Raw genomic sequence first — 15,989 nt, 5'->3', positions numbered from 1 at the left:
ATCCCGGCCGGTGGGGTGGTCATCGCAAGGAGTCTCTTACTGAGATGCAACTAGGAATCAAGCCACCGTCAAGGGTTCAGCAAGCCCGATGTTCGTTGCGAGCTGTCCCGACTCCTGAACGGGTACGCGAACGAATTGCACTAAAGAGACTGCAGGCTGCATCCAATGACTTTCTTAATGAACATGAAAGACTTGTGAATGATTGGAAAGCAGCTGCAAGCTCTTCACTCGAAGATCTGAAAGCCAGAAAAGCAGAAAGCCAGGTCAAGCTAGAAAAGCTAAAAGACAAGGCCAGGCAGATTGAAGAGTTATTTACCGAGGCTGGAATTATCATTGCCGATGCCACTTATGAGAACCTTGAACAGTTTATCAAAGAAAGACAAAGCAAATGGGAAGAAGAGTCAATTGAAGGCCTGCCCCTAACCGGTGTAAGTGCCTGGGATGGCTTTAAGGCACCTTTTGAAAGGCTCTGGGGATTTCTGCAAGGCAAAGGCAATGATAAAGCTCACATCGAGAAAGAGATAGAAAAAGGCATCGAAGTCTATATAAACCGCATTCTTCTCGATTGGGCAGAACGCTTACCTAGTGACCCCAGAATACAAGCAGCCGTCACAAAAGTTAGGAGTAGCGTGGATCAAGGTATCAAGGAGATATCGGTCGATCTTGAATCGATTAAAGCGCTTTTCTCGGGTGCTCGAAATGCCGACACTGAAGCGGATGTTAATCGTATCACTCAAGCATTTATCGGCGTCTTAATGCTTGATCCGTCACAAGTCTCAGGTTCTATTCTTGGAAACGGCGACTGGCAGTCTTTCTTGACGAGATTCATCATTCAAGTTGTCATAACAGTTGTGCTAGGTATATTCGCGTGGCCGATTGCAATTGTGTACTGGGTGATGCAAGAATACTTTCATATTGCAAAGCAAGTAGATGGCTTTGCGGACAAGATGAGAAAATCCATAGGTGAAAAAATGTTCCCCAAGATCCTCGAAGAGCTAGGCATCAAACGACTTGATATCAAGAAGCAAGTCTCCGAGAAGTTCGCTGAGTCTGGCCAGTCAGTACGCCTTCAGATTGTGTCCGAAGTTCAAGACGTTCAAGACCAGCAAGGCGAGATAGTTCGCAACATAGAAGAAAATAGCTCTAAAGTGTGGGACCAAATTAAGGACTCCTATGCTCTGCTTGATGAAATCAAGAGCAATACGGCAAGCATCAACGATTTGATCCAGTCATGACAAGGTTTCTCAACGTCATAATTGGTGGCGAGAGATCATCCGGGAAAACTACGCTACTAAACCATCTCGTCAGTGGATTGCCCGATACTCCTTTTCCAAGAGGAGTACGAGGACGGCGCTCTAAAGCTAATCGAGTTCATTTTGACAATGCATTGGGTGATCCAGAAGGCAGCACATTGGCTTCAGTTCTGCGATTAAAAAGTACAGGGTGTGCTGAGCATGATATAACTATTTCTTCTGATAATTTCGAGTCACGTCACTTGATTGCGCTTGCTGCGGGCGAGGTGAGCAAGAACATCTTGGCGAAGGTATCTGACAGTGAACAAACATCACTAGAAGTAATGGCTTCATTCAGCATCATTGGCTGTGTCACCTTTGCTGCGGAGCTTGGGCAAGCCGAACTACGCAGTATTCCCAATAATGGGATTTACTCAGTAATGCAGAAGCAGCTTGCCGAAGACGAGGGTCTGGCGTACATACATGTTTCTTCGGCGGTCAAGCCTTTGGCTCATATCGAAAGAGAGGTAATTCAGAAAATCTCCTCTTCTGGGATCCCGACTCTTCTCCTAGTCAACAAGGTTGACTTGATCGAGAGCGACGAAGACTATAGGGAGGTAGAGCAGTTGATGCTTAATTTTGCCTCGAAGGTCAAAGGCGCTTGCATAGACTGCTATATGTCTTCTTTCGCAAGCTGCGAAGAAGAAGGCTCTGGCTTATTTTCGCTTCAGAGGGTTGATGAGGTGCTATTCTCCCTCATCGAGCGTAACAGCAGTCAGTTCCTGCTTGCAAGCCAACCGAATCCTCAAGATCCCGAAGGTCCTCCTTCTCCCAAGATACAACAAGGAGAATACATCGTATTCGATGACAACTCGATCGGGTTAGACGAAGACATCTCGATACCTTTTACTCCACCCGATTATTACAAACTTCTACTTGACAGAGTCAACAGCCTGGCCTCCGATCCATCCGCCTTGCTTGAGGAGATCAAGGCAATCCCACCTGGCACAAGAGCGGAAATCTTAAAGCACTGTAGGAGCTACATCTCTCCTCGTGTTCTCCCAATGCTTATAAAGTCTCTGTTGTTTGGAGGCAAGTCTTAGCTCGCAGCTTAATCAGGGCAACTGACTGCCAAGGACGAACGAACCTCTACTCGCCAGGTCATTTGTGATGACTAACATCATATTCTGCCCCCCTTCTGCGAGTGGTAGATGCCTCTCACCCGTTGCGGCCTAGTCGCTTTTCTGCTTTAGCAAAGGCATCGTCAACCACCTCCTCGCCACACCAGCGGCTGTAAGCAGCCAGGTGGGTCTGGACGCTGTGTCCCATCGCCGCGGCCACCACCTTGGGCGGCAGATCGCAGATGACGTGAGCTCGATGGGCGTAGCCGTGCCGGCTGGAGTAGGGAACCAACTTCTCCCCCTTAGCCTCGTATTCCCGCCGGAGCTCTTTCCAGAGGGGCCGATTCATCAGATAGTGACCCACATAGCCGCCACCAAGGCCAGGCTGCATGGGCGGAAACACCTGGGTAGGGAAGCGCTCCTCGAGGCGCCACCCATCCGCCCAGTCATCACAGGGCAGAGTGCGAAGCACACGTGGCCGGGTCTTGCCGCGTGAGGCGACCTTCTCATACATGCACCAGAGTCGGCCCTGGCGGATCTGCAAATGCTGGAGTTCCTCTGGGCGAAGACCGTAAGCCGCCATCAGCTGAAAGGCAAAGCGCCAGCGGGCATCCGGGATGGCCCGCACCAACGCAAGGATGTGCTCCACCTCCAAAGGAGTCGTGATGGATTTCGCCGCACGCGATCGACCCACGAACACCGTCAGGTCTTGCGGCGGCTCCCAGTCCTCACCCAGTCGACGCTCCGCCACGGCCCAACGCAGCAGGGCTGCCGTCGACTGAATCTGGATCTGGCGAGTGCGCCCGCCCGGCTTATCAGCCCATATCCGCGCCAGCGTCTCAAGAAGCTGCTTGGAGTTCTGCGGCGGGGTCGCCACAGCCACGGCTCCGAGCACGTGGTTCATGTGGTGCCGGTAGACCCGGTGCCAGGTGGACGGCTTGATCTCGCCACTGATCAGCTTGTGTTCCCGGAAGGCTGAAATCAACGCATCCCAGTCCCCAGGAGCGTGGAGCGCCGCTCCAGCTCGATGCCTGGCGCGGCCGCCCTGGCTTGATCCCCCCGATCGGAGGCCTACAGCGCCTTGCTCCTCAGCACGGTGCATCCGGGCAACGCAGGCATCGGGCTCAATGCCCTGCTGGAACTCGTCGTAGACCTGAACCACAGCGTCGCGGATCTGGTCAACCTGGTCGCACTCCCAGGGGATCGGCAGCAGCACCTGGCGGCGTTTGCCCCCACCGGCACCAGCAGCGATGTTCAGGCGCGCATGACCGCGGTGATTCAGAACCGTCCAGCCCCTGCTGCAGCCCCTTTGGGACAGCGCGTGAGACACGACGGCCCTGATCGTCATCTCCCAATCACGGGCCGCCGGCATGTGAGACGTTTGGTGAGATGTTTCGTCTCACAGCCTGGCACGGCCAAACAGACGCTGGCAAAGACTGGAAGCCCTAACGCCAGTCGCAGCAAGGACTTTGAGCCGAAAACCCTTATTGAGAAAAGGAAGCGGGCGGCGGGAATCGAACCCGCATCATCAGCTTGGAAGGCTGAGGTTTTACCACTAAACTACGCCCGCGCCAGTACAAGCGTACCGTCGGCGAACGCCCATCCCGGTCGCGACGACCGCCACGAACGCTTGCCTGCAGCATTATGACCTGCGCCTGGGACAGCCCTTCTTGACCTCCACCGAGACCACGCTGAGCCCCCAGGCGCCCACACCGGTCAGCGATGCCTCCAACCTCAGGGGCGCAGACCGCCGACGCATGCTCTGGTGCTACAGCCTCGGCGACGCGGGCACCGGCATGGCGGCCACCCTGCTCGGGTTCTACCTGTTCGTCTTCTACACCGGGGTGGCGGGTCTGCCGGCCTGGATGGCGGGGCTGGTGCTGATGGTGATCAAGGTCTGGGACGGCATCAACGACCCGATCGTCGGCTTCCTCAGCGACCACACCAAGAGCCGCTGGGGACCGCGCATTCCCTGGATCGCCTTCAGCGCCGTTCCCCTCGGGCTGAGCATGGCGGCGATGTGGTGGGTGCCCCCCGGCAGCGACTGGCAGAAGTTCGTCGTCTTCGTGCTGATCCAGCTGGTGGCGATGGGGCTCTACACCTGCGTCAACCTGCCCTACTCGGCCCTCGCCAGCGAGCTCACCACCGACACGCCCCTGCGCACCCGGCTCAACGCCCTGCGCTTCACCGGTTCGATCATCGCCGGCCTGAGCGGCCTGGTGCTGGGGGCCCTGCTGGTGAGAGGCGGCGCCGAGGGTTACCTGCGCATGGGCCTGATCTCCGGGATGCTGATCACCGTCACCAGCCTGATCTGCGCCTGGGGGCTGGCCCCCTTCGCCCGCCACTGCCAGCGCCCCAGCGGCCACCCCGAACCGATCAGCAGGCAGCTGAGACGGATCAGCGGCAACGGCCGTTTCCTGCGGGTGCTGGCGCTCTACCTGCTGCTCTGGTGCGCCCTGCAACTGATGCAACCGGTGTCGCTGATCTTCCTGACGGTGGTGATGCGCATCCCCGAGAGCTGGAGCACCTGGATCCTGATTCCCTTCCAGGTGAGCGCCCTGGCGGGCCTGCAGCTCTGGAGCTGGGTGGCCTACTGGCACGGTCGGGTGCATGCCCTGCGCTGGGGCGTGGGGCTCTGGGTGGTGGGCTGCATGGCGGCGATGGTGCTGGTGCCCCTGAACCCGGAGATCTCCCCCACCGGTTCGGCCGGCAACCTGCTCAATCTCTCCCTGCTGGTGGCCACGATCATCCTGGTGGGTCTGGGCGCCGCCACCGCGTACCTGATCCCCTGGGCCCTGCTGCCTGATGCCATCGATGCCGATCCCGACAGACCCGCCGGCCTCTACACCGCCTGGATGGTGATCACGCAGAAGCTGGGCATCGGCGTGGCGGTGTTCGTGCTCGGCAACGTTCTCAGCTTCAGCGGCTACCAGGCCGCCAAAGGGCTGCTTCAGCCCGACTCGGCCCTGCTCACGATCCGGCTGTGCATGGGGATCATCCCGGTGGTCCTGATCGCCGTGGGGCTGGTGGTGATGCGCCGCTGGCCGGAACGGCGGCGCCGCCAGGCCCTGCACTCATGACCATTCCCCGCTACATCCAGCGGCTGGGCAGCAGTGTCCTGATCGGCGGACAGTCGATCTCCGCCCTGGCCAAGGGCCGCATCAACCTCAACGACCTGTTCGAGCAGATGCTGGAAGCCGGACCCGGCAGCTTCCTGATCGTCATCATCACGGCCCTGGCCGCCGGCACCGTGTTCAACATTCAGGTGGCGGCGGAGCTGACCCGCCAGGGGGCGGGCTTCTCCGTGGGCGGCATCCTCGCCCTGGGACTGGCCCGGGAGATCGCCCCGCTGCTCACCGCCACCCTGCTCACCGGGAAAGTGGCCACGGCCTACGCCGCCCAGCTGGGCACCATGAAGGTGACGGAGCAGATCGACGCGATCACGATGCTGCGCACCGATCCGGTGGAATACCTGGTGGTGCCACGCATGCTGGCGATGGTGGTGATGGCGCCGGTGCAGTGCCTGCTGTTCTTCGTGGTGGGGATCTGGTCGGGCCAGGTGAGCAGCACCTTCCTCTATTCGATTCCCCCCACTGTGTTCTGGAACTCCGTCCGCACCTGGATGGAGCCCTCCGATCTGCCTTCGATGCTGGTGAAGGCCCTGGTGTTCGGACTTCAGATCGCGGTGATCGCCTGTGGCTGGGGTCTCACCACCCGCGGCGGCCCCAAGGAGGTGGGCACCAGCACCACCGGCGCCGTGGTGATGATCCTGGTGACGGTCAGCCTGATGGATGTCGTCCTCACCCAGGTGCTCTTCGGTGGCTGAGCCGCCGGGCCTGCCCCCCCGCGGGGCGACCACTGGTCAACGGGGGGGCAGGCGCTGCAGCATGGAGCGATGACCACTCCTCCGAGTCCTGCCACTGACGCGCCAGTGGGCAGCGAGCCCCCAGTCCCGAGCGGTCCCGATCCGGCGGCCGGGGTGATCCTGGCTCCCCGCCCGTGGGTGCCCCTGGGGGTGATCAGCCTGGCCCTGGCGCTGCTGCCCCTTCAGCCCACCTGGAGCTGGGCCCCGATCGCCGCCGGGGTGGTGGGGCTGCTCGGGCTGTTCCTCCTGGTGCAGACCTTGCTGCTGCGGCTGCAGTTCAGCAGCGATGCCCTGCTGGTGTGGAGCCGCTCCAGCCTGCTGCGCCGCTTCCCCTACAGCGCATGGATCGGCTGGAGAGTGTTCTGGGGACCGCTGCCGGTGCTGTTCTATTTCCGTGAAGCCAGCAGTCCCCACCTGCTGCCGGTGCTCTTTGATGCCACCGCCCTTCGCCAGCAGCTGGATCTCCACCTGAGCGGCCTGCCATGAGCGACATCACCCCCCCCCCAGAGTCCGACTCCGAGCCGCTGCCCCAGCCCGAGCCGCTGCAGCCGGCGCCGCTGCAGCCCGAGCCGGGGGCCCGCAACGAGCTGATGGAGCTGGCCCTGCTCGACCTGCGGGAGCGCCGAGCGGCCCTGCTGAGCGAGATCGAGGCCCTGGAGCAGCGGCGGCGGCAACTGGACACCGATCTCGACGGCAGCCCCAGCGGTCGCGCCGATGGCATCGCCCGCAGACTCAAGGGTTTTCAGGACTACCTGGTGGTCGCCCTGCAGGACCTGGCCAGCCAGGCGGAGCAGATGGATCTGGTGGTGCAACCCCTGCAGGTGCAGCCCTCACCCCTGGATCCGGCCCCTGAAGCTCCTGCATCCATGGCGGCGGCGGTTCAGCCGGTCCCTCCTCCGGCGGCTGGCCAGTTCAGCCAGGACGCCGAGCTGATCCGCGAACGCCTGACCCGCTTCCAGGGCCAGCCCGATTTCTATGCCGATCCCTGGAAGCTGCGCCGCAGCCTGGAGCCGGCCGCCGCCGCCCTGCTCGACGACTGGTTCCTCAACCAGGGCGGGCGGGGTGCCCAGCCCAGCACCGGCAGCCGCAATCGCAATGCCCTGATCACCGCCGGGGCCGTGGCGATCCTGGGGGATCTCTACGGCGACCGCTTCCAGACCCTGGTGCTGGCGGGAGAGCCCGAGCGCCTCGGTGAATGGCGCCGTGGCCTGCAGGATTGTCTGGGCCTGGCCCGGGAAGACTTCGGCCCCAACAGCGGCATCGTCCTGTTCGAGCGGCCCGATGCCCTGATCGAGCGGGCCGACCGGCTCGAGGAGCGTGGCGAGCTGCCCTTCATCGTCATCGATGCCGCCGAGCAGGTGGTGGACATCCCGGTGCTTCAGTTCCCCCTCTGGCTGGCCTTTGCCGCCACCGCCAGCGAGCTGGCCCTGGAGCAGGACCTGCCATGAGCCAACCCCTCTTGCCCCTGCTGGTGCTGGCGGCGGGATACCTGCTGGGCTCGCTGCCCACGGGCTGGCTGGCCGGCCGCTGGCTGGCCGGCATCGACCTGCGCCAGCTGGGCTCCGGCTCCACCGGGGCCACCAACGTCCTGAGGCAGCTGGGCAAGGGGCCAGCTCTGGTGGTGTTCCTGGTGGATCTGCTCAAGGGCACCGCCACGGTGCTCCTGGCCAAGGCCCTGCTGCAGCCTGGCGGCGGCTTCACCCCCAGCACCGACTGGTGGGTGGTGGCGGCCGGTCTGGCCGCCCTGGCAGGCCACAGCTGGCCCGTGTGGCTGGGCTGGAAGGGGGGCAAAGCCGTGGCCACGGGGCTGGGCATGCTGCTCGGCCTGGTGCCGGCCGTGGGCCTGGCCTGCTTCGGGACCTTTCTGGCCTGCCTCGCCCTCAGCCGGATCGTCTCGCTCTCCAGCGTCGTGGCGGCGCTGAGCCTGCCTCTGCTGATGCTGGCCGCTTTCGCCGGAGCGGGCACCGGCGTCAGGCCGGCCTACCTGGCCCTGGCACTGCTCACCACCGCCCTGGTGGTCTGGCGGCACCGCAGCAACCTGCAGCGGCTGATGGCGGGGGAGGAACCACGGCTGGGACAGAAGACCCTTCCGGAAGACCCCACTGGAGGTCCTAACCGGCGTTGAGAGCCCGGCTGCGCTCCGCCGCCGCAAGCACCGCCTCGATCAGAGCACTGCGCACCCCCGCCTGCTCCAGCTGACGCAGGGCCGCGATCGTGGTGCCCGCCGGGCTGGCCACCATGTCCTTGAGCTGGGCCGGATGAAGGTTCTGCTCCCGCAGCAGCTTCACCGAGCCCTCCATCATCGCCAGAGCCAGCTCCAGGGCCAGGGGCCGGGGCAGTCCCGAGGCCACGCCACCATCGGCGAGCGCCTCCAGCAGCACCGCCGCCAGGGCAGGACCCGAGGAGGCCAGGGCGAGCAGGCCATCGAGCTGGCTCTCGGGCAGCTCCTTGACCACCCCGACGCGGCCGAAGAGATCGAGCACCCACTGGCGCGGGCCGGCCGGCAGGTCCTTCCCCCAGGCCAGACCGGTGATCCCGGCGCCCACGAGGCAGGGGGTGTTGGGCACGGCACGCACGCAATTCCAGCCGGGGAAGGACCGCTCGAGCCGCTCCAGGGTCACTCCGGCCAGCACCGAAATGAGCAGGGGAGCCCCGTCGCTGTCACGGGGGGGCGACGGCGCGGCCGCGGCAACCGCCGTGAGCAGCTGGGGCTTCACCGCCAGCAGCACGACGGGGGCCGCCCAGGCTTCGTCCGGATCACGAGCCACGGCCACTCCGAGCTCGTCCCGGAGGCGCCGGGCCGAGTCTTCGCTGGCGACAACGGCCCGCACCTGATCGCGGGCGATCACCCCTTGATCCAGCAACGGCGTCAACAGCGCCCGGGCCATGCGGCCGAGGCCGATCACACCAAGACGGGAGGGCTTCAGAGGCTGAACCCGGAGGTGGGATCCTGGCGGCCCCACGCCGGACTGGGGGCGGCCGGGTCACTCTCGGCGGCGGGATCGCGGCTGGGCACGATCGTGGGTGAGGACGGCTCCTCGCCAGTGGCGGTGGTGACCGTGACACAGCTGGGAGCGAACAGGAAGATGCTCTCGCCCACCCGCTCCTGGTGGCCATCGATGGCGAAGGTGCCGCCTGCCACGAAGTCGACCGCACGCTGGGCCTGGTCGGGCTCCATCATCGTGAGGTTGAGGATCACGGTCTTGCGGTCACGCAGGGCCTGGATCGCCCGGGGCATCTCATCGAAGCTTCTGGGCTCCATCAGCGTGACCTCCGCCGCCGTGGAGGAGAGCCCCGGCATGCCGATGACGTTGCTGGAGGAGCTGACGGAGCCGAAGGGGTCGTCGCTGCTGAAGTCGCTGGTCAGGGCGAGGGCACTGCCACTGGAGAGGGCGGGGCGGCCAGGGGACGCCGAGGTGGCGGGAGAATCACCGGGGTCGTAGTCCAGTTCATCGTCGTAGTCACCATCGAGGTAGTCGTCTCCGGAAACGACGGCACGCAGGCGGGAGAACAACGACACCGTGGGCACCTTCGATTGGAGATGTACTTACTTAGCGTCCCATGCCTTTGGTTGCAACTGGACACATCCTCGATACCGATTTCCGAAACACAGCTCAAGCCCTTGGACCGAACAGAGCCGAGCCGATCCGCACCCAGGTGCTGCCGGCACGCACCGCCTCGGGCCAGTCGCTGCTCATGCCCATCGAGAGCTCCTGGAGGCCCAGGGTCGCCGCCAGAGCGGCGCAGTCCCGGAACAGGCCGAAGCGCTGATCCGCGTCGAGGCCCAGGGGGGCGATCGTCATCAGACCCACCGGCACCAGGGGCTCCAGCGCCCGCAACCGGGGCCAGCACTGCTCCAGCTCCAGCGGCTCGAAGCCAGTCTTGCCGGGATCGGGCCGGAGCTTCACCTGAAAGAACACGCGGGGACTGAGCTGCTCCTCGGCGGCAATCCGCTGCAACCGCTCCGCCAGAGGAAGACTGTCGACGGAATGGATCGTGCCGAAATGGCGCAGCACCCCACGGGCCTTGTTGGCCTGCAGCCGGCCGATGAAATGCCAGTCGAGAGGGTCGAGATCGGCCAGCTCCGCCTGCTTGGCCTGGGCCTCCTGCAGGCGACTCTCACCAAAGCTGCGCAGACCCAGGGCCACCGCCTCGCGCAGGCGGCCGGCCGGCTGCCCCTTGCTGACCGCCAGCAGGCGGGTCTGGGGAGGCAACTGCCGCTGCAGAGCCTTCAGCCGCTGGGCGAGGGCGTCAGCGGGCGTCGCAGCCGGCGTGGCGGTGGTCATCCCGTCAGCTCAGGGGAAGATCGGATCAGATGAAGGTCTGATCGAACAGCTGGCGCCACCGGGGCAGCTGCGCACTGCCATCACGCCGGGCCCGCGCCAGGTTCTGCTCCGCCACATGGCGGGCATCCATCAGCGGAATCACCTCGAACTGGGCCCCCCGCGGTTGCAGGGTCACCAGAAAGAACATCCTCTGGGCGTAGAGGGTGGCGAAGAGATCACGACCTTCACCGGCAGGAGCGACCCGGTAAAGGAGCCCGAACGTCGGATGGTTGAGATAACGCTCGGTGGTCGCGTCGACGCTCACTGTCGGCTGCAATGGCTACCAATTACAGCGCACCGTACTGCCAGCGCAGCCCGAGAAACAGAAAAAGTGCGCTTGCCGCGACCAGATTCAGCCAGCGGGCCGCCCGCCGGGCCAGGCGGATCTGCGCTGGAGGCACCCAGTGCCCCCCCCGGGCCATCAGAGCCTCGGCCCCCTGCTCCGAGCGCAGCAGCAGGTTGGCGAGCAGCCGCTCCGCCACCGCCAGCACCAGTCCGAGGCCACCCTTCCAGCCCAGGCTCCTGAGGTTCACCGCCCGGGTGGCGATCGAGCGCAGCAGGTTCTGGAACTCCTCCTGCACCAGCGGCAGGAAACGCAGGGAGAGCAGCAGGGTGAAGCCCAGCCGCTCCACCGGCAGCCCCAGCGCCCCGAGCGGCGTGATCACCCAGCTCAGCGCCCACACCAGTTCCTCCGGTGGAGTGGAGAGCAGCAGCAGGTTGGCGCTGTGCAGCAGGGTGAACAGCAGCGTGGCGCTGTTGAGACCAAGCTCGGCAGAGCGGCGGTTGACCACCAGCGGCCCGATCGGCAGGGGTCCCAGCTGGATGGGCCCCCAGCGCAGCACCTCCCAGGGCAGGCCGAGGCGCTGAGGCGCCGGCTGGCCGGCGGGGACCGGGGCCAGCAGGAGTTCCCGGGGGGAGCGCATCGTGCTGCTGGCGGAGGCCACCACCCCCACCGGCACCAGCGCCGCCAGCAGACCCACCAGCAGGCAGAGGGCCAGGAGCACGGGCAGGTTGCGCCGCCACAGGCGCCAGGGCAGACCGCAGACGGCCGTGATCAGCAGCAGCAGCGCCACCAGGGACAGACGCCACTGGGGTCCCGCCAGCACCGGGGTGCCCAGGAAGGCCAGGGTCCAGCCCAGTTTGAGCCTGGCATCGAGCCGCCGCAGCCATCCCCGCTGCCCATCGACGTACTGGCCGATGGGCAGCTGACGCAGCCAGTCCATCAGGAGCGCACCATCAGGAGGCGGAACGGCTCTGCTGCCGGGCCAGGTCCTTCTCGGCATCGCGCTGCTGCTTGCCGCGCCAGAACAGCCGGATCGGTGAGCCATCGAAGCCCAGACCCTCGCGGATCTGACGCTCCACATAGCGGCGGTAGGTTTCGCCGAACAGCTTCGGGTCGTTCACGAACAGGGTGAAGCTGGGTGGCCTGGTGGCCACCTGGGTGCCGTAATAGATGCGGCCCTGGCGCCCTCCGCGGCTGGTGGGAGGTGAACGCCAGCTCACCGCCTCCTGCAGGACTTCATTCACCACCGAGGTCGTGACCCGCCGGCGGTGCTGCTCCACCGCCAGCAGCGCCAGGGCGAAGATGCTCTCCACCCGCTGGCCGGTGAGGGCGGAGGTGAACAGCATCGGGGCCCAGTCGAGGAAATAGAGCTTGGCGCGCAGCTCCTTTTCCATCGCCGCCATCGTGTGGCTGTCCTTCTCGATCGCGTCCCACTTGTTGACCACGATCACGCAGGCGCGGCCGTCCTCTTCAATGCGCCCCGCCACCCGCTGATCCTGTTCGGTGACGCCATCGAGGGCATCGATCACCAGCACACAGACATCACTGCGCTCCACCGCCTTGAAGCTGCGGTTGATGCCGAAGTATTCCGGGCCGTAGCTGACGCTGCGGCGGCGGCGGATGCCGGCGGTGTCGAGCAGTTTCCAGGTCTTGCCTTCCCGCTCGATCGTGGTGTCGATCGTGTCGCGGGTTGTGCCGCGGATCGGGCTGACGATCGCCCGCGCTTCGCCGCAGATCGAGTTGAGCAGGCTGGATTTGCCCACGTTGGGACGGCCGATGATGGCCAGCTGGATCGGTTCCTCCGTCTCCTCCTCCGGAGTGGTGGGCAGGTAGCCGATCACCTTGTCGAGCAGATCCCCGGTGCCGGCGCCGTGGATGGCCGAGACGGCATGGGGCTCACCCAGGCCCAGACCCCAGAAGTCGGCGGCCATGGCCAGGCCCTGATCGGGCGATTCGCACTTGTTCACCGCCAGCAGCACAGGCACCTTCTGCCCGCGCAACCAGTCGGCGATGGCCTGATCGGCCCCGGTGAGTCCCTGCTGGCCATCGACGATCACCACCGCCACGGAGGCCTCGGCCAGGGCCAGATTGGCCTGCTCGCGGATCTCCGGCAGAAACTCACTGTCGTCATCGAAGACGAGACCTCCGGTGTCGACCACGCGGAATCGGCGGTCCCCCCAGAACCCTTCCTGATAGGTGCGGTCACGGGTGACGCCGGGCTGATCGTGCACGATCGCTTCGCGGCTGCGGCAGAGCCGATTCACCAGGGTGGATTTGCCCACATTGGGCCGCCCGATGATGGCGACGACTGGAAGCGCCAAGAACTTTTATCTCAACAACGATGTCCTGCTTCAACCCTACAGACTGAAGCTGCTTCGATCAGCCGCCTCGTTCGGCGGCTCGTTCGGCAATCTCGGTCGGGGCTTCAGTGCACCTCCGGATCGCCGGGGTGCCCCTGAAGCGGCGATTCGGGTGGGACCAGCGGCACCGGCAGCGGACCCTGCTCCGGCAGCCCCTCCCCGCGGGCGGCCAGATCGGCCAGCAGCCAGCTCACAGCCGTGGCCCGGCGCGTGCGACGCGGCACCAGCTCGCCGATCCGGTAGCCGGCGAAGCCGAGCTGGGTTTTGAGAAGCTGCTTGTGCTCCGCGGGAATCGAGCGGGTCAGACGCACACTGGCGGGTCGCTCGGCGATCAGCTCCGGCGCCCGGGGGAAGGCCTCGGCCCAGGCGGACGGCGTGGTGGGCCCCGCCCGCCAGGTCCTGTCCACCTGGAGTTCATAGCCCAGCCGCTGCCAGATCAGTTCACAGACGAAGCGGTCACTGAGGCGATCCTCCAGGATCATCACCAACAGGGCACGGCTGAGCGGGTGGGGATCCGTTGCCCCCTCAGGCGGCGACGCGGACATGGCCATGGCTCCCAGCTCCCTCCACGATGCCCCCCTGAGCCTGCCCGGTCGCGGCACGCCGCGGAAGCTGCGCTGCCGGGTGCTGCAGTCGCCCCTGGCCGGCGTGAGCGACCGCATCTTTCGAGGCTTCGTGCGCCGCTGGGCCCCTGATGCCCTGCTCTTCACGGAGATGGTCAACGCCACAAGCCTGGAGCTGGGCCACGGCAGCGACAAGCTGGCGGGCCTGGAGGCCGAGACCGGGCCGATCGCCGTTCAGCTCTTCGACCACCGGCCCGGAGCGATGGCGGAGGCGGCCCGGCGGGCCGAGGGGGCGGGTGCCTTCCTGGTGGACATCAACATGGGCTGCCCGGTCCGCAAGATTGCCCGCAAGGGGGGCGGCAGCGGCCTTCTGCGCGATCCCGCCCTGGCCTGCCGCATCGTCGAGGCCGTCAGCGCGGCCGTCACGGTTCCGGTCACCGTCAAGACCCGTCTGGGCTGGTGCGGCGACTCCTCCGATCCGGTGGGATTCGCCCTGGCCCTGCAGGAGGCCGGAGCCCAGGCCCTCACCCTGCATGGCCGCACCCGCGACCAGGGCTTCTCCGGCTCAGCCGACTGGGACGCCATCGCCCGGGTGAAGCGGGCCCTGTCCATTCCCCTGATCGCCAACGGCGACATCACCGACCCGGAGCGAGCCCTCGACTGCCTGGAACGCACCGGCGCCGATGGCGTGATGGTGGGACGGGGCACTCTCGGGGCTCCCTGGCTGGTGGGCCGCATCGACGCGGCCCTGAGCGGAAGACCGCTGCCGCCGCTGCCCGGCCCTGCGGAACGGCTGGCCCTGGCCCGGGAGCACCTCGAGGCCCTGGTGGCGGCCCGGGGGGAGCAGGGGCTGCTTATCGCCCGCAAGCACATGGGCTGGACCTGTCAGGGCTTCGCCGGCGCCGCCCGGCTGCGCCATCAGCTGATGCGGGCCCCCAGCCCATCGGCGGCGCTGGAGCTGCTGGCGGGAGCCGGACAGATGCGCTTCCCGAAGTCACAGGAGTAGATCGCCGGCCTCTGCCAGCTCACCGGAATCTCGAGCAGGTCGCGGCTGCCCGTGATCGCCTGAACCGCCAGCAGCACCGCCACCAGGATGTTCACGCTCACATGCAGGCGGCGCATCTTCAGGGATCGGAAGATCTCCGGTTTGGCCGACATCGAAAACAGCATCAGGCCGGTGAGCAGCACCCCGCTCCAGTAATGGGACGCCCAGAACGACCCTTCGAAGGGGTTGTCGCTCAGTCGCCAGATCTCCGGCTGGCTGCCCAGCCCCAGCAGACCGGCCCAGGTGAGCAGCGCGAACGAGGCCCGCAGAGTCGTGGTCTTCACCCGCCAGAGGGCCAGCAGGCTGGCGAAGGTGCCCGCGCTCACCAGCAGCAGCAGAGCCAGGCGCTGGACGCCACCGGCGAAGGGTGGCTCAGGGCTGATGAACTTGTTGGTGAAGGAATAGATCAGGGCCACCAGCACCGCCACCACCATCCCTCCAGTGACCCAGCGGCCGTGGTCGGCGTGCTCCACCCCCACGGTGGGCGGCTGGGGGTGGATCTTCAGCCGTCGCTCCCGGGCCAGGATCCCCAGGCGAATCGTCGCCCCCACCACCGGATACACGAACAGGATCACCAGCACGGGGTGGAGCAGGGCGAACCAGTCGATGGGGTTCATGGGCCTCGAGGCGGTGCACTCAGGCAAGCATCCCAGGCCTGATCAGCCCAGCCGCGGGGATGTGTCGGGAAGCACCTGGGGCCAGCCGCAGCGGATCAGCAGCAGGGAGAAGTAGGCGGAGCTCCCTTCCCGTTCGGGCGGCACCGCAGCGGCCGGTGCCACCAACTGATCCGGCCAGCCCACATGCCGGGCGAAGAGGGCGTCCTCCAGCAGTCCCAGACGCTCCAGCAGAGGCCGCACCCACCTCCAGCGAGCACCCAGCTTGAGCAGGGCCAGCACCGGCCTCTGGCCTTCGGGACAGGCCATGGCCTCCTCCAGCAGCGCCTCCAGCTCAGCGGGATCATCCGGCGTGGGCAGCACCCTCAGGGTCTGGCGCTGCAGGGCCAGGGGCCAGGCACCGGCCGCCGCCGCCGCCGATGCCGCCGTGATTCCCGGGATCAGGCGCAGCGGACAGTCCGGGTGGTGCTCCAGCAGAGCCAGCAGCACGTAGGACGCACTGGCGAACAGGGAGACATCCCCCTCACAGAGCAGAACCACCCGGCGGCCGGCGGCCACCTCCAGCGCGAGGGCCCCGGCGG

The 15,989-nt window shown here is 65.5% G+C and carries 18 protein-coding genes and 1 tRNA gene; 8 read left to right on the top strand and 11 right to left on the bottom strand.

Features of this window, described 5'->3' with window-relative positions; all coding sequences use genetic code 11:
* Both VB734_RS13060 and VB734_RS13055 read left to right on the top strand, forming a co-directional pair.
* A partial coding sequence (locus VB734_RS13060) for a hypothetical protein (RefSeq protein ID WP_323243485.1) occupies positions 1-1,235 on the top strand: 1,235 nt, incomplete at its 5' end.
* Positions 1,232-2,335, top strand: a complete 1,104-nt coding sequence (locus VB734_RS13055) for a hypothetical protein (protein WP_323243484.1) — start codon at positions 1,232-1,234, stop codon at positions 2,333-2,335. The genes VB734_RS13060 and VB734_RS13055, both read left to right, overlap by 4 nt.
* Positions 2,336-2,450: 115 nt before the next feature.
* Here the strand turns inward: VB734_RS13055 and VB734_RS13050 are convergent, their stop codons facing one another.
* Positions 2,451-3,257 (bottom strand): hypothetical protein, encoded by an 807-nt coding sequence (locus VB734_RS13050; protein ID WP_323243483.1) that lies wholly within the window; start codon positions 3,255-3,257, stop codon positions 2,451-2,453.
* 595 nt (positions 3,258-3,852) lie between these two features.
* A tRNA-Gly gene (locus VB734_RS13045) sits at positions 3,853-3,923 on the bottom strand.
* A 100-nt stretch (positions 3,924-4,023) separates the two neighbouring features.
* On the opposite strand from VB734_RS13045, the gene VB734_RS13040 reads away from it, so the two are divergent.
* The 5 genes from VB734_RS13040 (at position 4,024) to plsY (ending at position 8,343) form a co-directional block, all read left to right on the top strand.
* Positions 4,024-5,433 (top strand): MFS transporter, encoded by a 1,410-nt coding sequence (locus VB734_RS13040; RefSeq protein WP_322782380.1) that lies wholly within the window; start codon positions 4,024-4,026, stop codon positions 5,431-5,433.
* Positions 5,430-6,179, top strand: coding sequence for an ABC transporter permease (locus VB734_RS13035; RefSeq protein ID WP_322782379.1), 750 nt, complete (start codon positions 5,430-5,432; stop codon positions 6,177-6,179). The genes VB734_RS13040 and VB734_RS13035 overlap by 4 nt, the downstream gene beginning before the upstream one ends.
* Positions 6,180-6,248: 69 nt before the next feature.
* Complete coding sequence (locus VB734_RS13030) at positions 6,249-6,704, top strand: DUF3119 family protein (protein ID WP_322782378.1); 456 nt, start codon at positions 6,249-6,251, stop codon at positions 6,702-6,704.
* The gene (locus tag VB734_RS13025; RefSeq protein WP_416223692.1) at positions 6,701-7,666 is read left to right on the top strand and encodes a DUF3086 domain-containing protein; all 966 of its coding nucleotides are present in this window, start codon (positions 6,701-6,703) and stop codon (positions 7,664-7,666) included. Before VB734_RS13030 ends, VB734_RS13025 begins: the two co-directional genes overlap by 4 nt.
* Complete coding sequence (gene plsY, locus VB734_RS13020) at positions 7,663-8,343, top strand: glycerol-3-phosphate 1-O-acyltransferase PlsY (RefSeq protein WP_322782377.1); 681 nt, start codon at positions 7,663-7,665, stop codon at positions 8,341-8,343. The genes VB734_RS13025 and plsY overlap by 4 nt, the downstream gene beginning before the upstream one ends.
* On the opposite strand, the gene proC is transcribed toward plsY, so the two are convergent.
* The 7 genes from proC to VB734_RS12985 form a co-directional block, all read right to left on the bottom strand.
* Positions 8,330-9,124 carry a pyrroline-5-carboxylate reductase gene (gene proC, locus VB734_RS13015; protein ID WP_323243482.1) on the bottom strand — a complete coding sequence of 265 codons (795 nt, stop codon included), beginning with the start codon at positions 9,122-9,124 and terminating at the stop codon, positions 8,330-8,332. The two genes, plsY and proC, sit on opposite strands and share 14 nt — an antisense overlap.
* A gap of 17 nt (positions 9,125-9,141) precedes the next feature.
* Positions 9,142-9,738: a cell division protein SepF gene (locus VB734_RS13010; protein WP_322782376.1), complete on the bottom strand. Its 597-nt coding sequence runs from the start codon at positions 9,736-9,738 to the stop codon at positions 9,142-9,144.
* 94 nt (positions 9,739-9,832) lie between these two features.
* A complete protein-coding gene (locus VB734_RS13005; RefSeq protein ID WP_322782375.1) occupies positions 9,833-10,504 on the bottom strand; it encodes a YggS family pyridoxal phosphate-dependent enzyme in 672 nt (223 codons plus the stop codon).
* A 25-nt stretch (positions 10,505-10,529) separates the two neighbouring features.
* A complete protein-coding gene (locus VB734_RS13000; RefSeq protein ID WP_197162320.1) occupies positions 10,530-10,808 on the bottom strand; it encodes a PipX family protein in 279 nt (92 codons plus the stop codon).
* 22 nt (positions 10,809-10,830) lie between these two features.
* Positions 10,831-11,766, bottom strand: coding sequence for a CbiQ family ECF transporter T component (locus tag VB734_RS12995; RefSeq protein WP_322782374.1), 936 nt, complete (start codon positions 11,764-11,766; stop codon positions 10,831-10,833).
* A gap of 13 nt (positions 11,767-11,779) precedes the next feature.
* Positions 11,780-13,147, bottom strand: a complete 1,368-nt coding sequence (gene der / locus VB734_RS12990; RefSeq protein ID WP_197162317.1) for a ribosome biogenesis GTPase Der — start codon at positions 13,145-13,147, stop codon at positions 11,780-11,782.
* A gap of 104 nt (positions 13,148-13,251) precedes the next feature.
* Positions 13,252-13,737, bottom strand: coding sequence for a DUF1823 family protein (locus VB734_RS12985; protein ID WP_322782373.1), 486 nt, complete (start codon positions 13,735-13,737; stop codon positions 13,252-13,254).
* Between VB734_RS12985 and dusB the strand changes: the two genes are divergently transcribed.
* A complete protein-coding gene (gene dusB, locus VB734_RS12980) occupies positions 13,736-14,755 on the top strand; it encodes a tRNA dihydrouridine synthase DusB (protein ID WP_322782372.1) in 1,020 nt (339 codons plus the stop codon). The two genes, VB734_RS12985 and dusB, sit on opposite strands and share 2 nt — an antisense overlap.
* On the opposite strand, the gene VB734_RS12975 is transcribed toward dusB, so the two are convergent.
* On the bottom strand, positions 14,668-15,411 hold the full coding sequence (locus VB734_RS12975; RefSeq protein ID WP_322782371.1) for a DUF4079 domain-containing protein: 744 nt from the start codon (positions 15,409-15,411) through the stop codon (positions 14,668-14,670). The two genes, dusB and VB734_RS12975, sit on opposite strands and share 88 nt — an antisense overlap.
* Positions 15,412-15,453: 42 nt before the next feature.
* A partial coding sequence (locus tag VB734_RS12970; RefSeq protein WP_323243481.1) for an SAM-dependent methyltransferase occupies positions 15,454-15,989 on the bottom strand: 536 nt, incomplete at its 5' end.

The organism is Synechococcus sp. BA-124 BA4, assembly GCF_034931165.1.
This window is presented reverse-complemented; position numbering and strand designations above follow the sequence as displayed.

What these genes read in the sequence shown, in the direction of transcription:
- VB734_RS13055 (WP_323243484.1), top strand. Translation starts at nt 1,232, where the DNA reads ATGACAAGGTTTCTCAACGTCATAATTGGTGGCGAGAGATCATCCGGG.
- VB734_RS12985 (WP_322782373.1), bottom strand. Translation starts at nt 13,737, where the DNA reads ATGGCCATGTCCGCGTCGCCGCCTGAGGGGGCAACGGATCCCCACCCG.
- VB734_RS13035 (WP_322782379.1), top strand. Translation starts at nt 5,430, where the DNA reads ATGACCATTCCCCGCTACATCCAGCGGCTGGGCAGCAGTGTCCTGATC.
- dusB (WP_322782372.1), top strand. Translation starts at nt 13,736, where the DNA reads ATGGCTCCCAGCTCCCTCCACGATGCCCCCCTGAGCCTGCCCGGTCGC.
- VB734_RS12975 (WP_322782371.1), bottom strand. Translation starts at nt 15,411, where the DNA reads ATGAACCCCATCGACTGGTTCGCCCTGCTCCACCCCGTGCTGGTGATC.
- VB734_RS13050 (WP_323243483.1), bottom strand. Translation starts at nt 3,257, where the DNA reads ATGAACCACGTGCTCGGAGCCGTGGCTGTGGCGACCCCGCCGCAGAAC.
- VB734_RS12995 (WP_322782374.1), bottom strand. Translation starts at nt 11,766, where the DNA reads ATGGACTGGCTGCGTCAGCTGCCCATCGGCCAGTACGTCGATGGGCAG.
- VB734_RS13030 (WP_322782378.1), top strand. Translation starts at nt 6,249, where the DNA reads ATGACCACTCCTCCGAGTCCTGCCACTGACGCGCCAGTGGGCAGCGAG.
- VB734_RS13025 (WP_416223692.1), top strand. Translation starts at nt 6,701, where the DNA reads ATGAGCGACATCACCCCCCCCCCAGAGTCCGACTCCGAGCCGCTGCCC.
- VB734_RS13005 (WP_322782375.1), bottom strand. Translation starts at nt 10,504, where the DNA reads ATGACCACCGCCACGCCGGCTGCGACGCCCGCTGACGCCCTCGCCCAG.
- plsY (WP_322782377.1), top strand. Translation starts at nt 7,663, where the DNA reads ATGAGCCAACCCCTCTTGCCCCTGCTGGTGCTGGCGGCGGGATACCTG.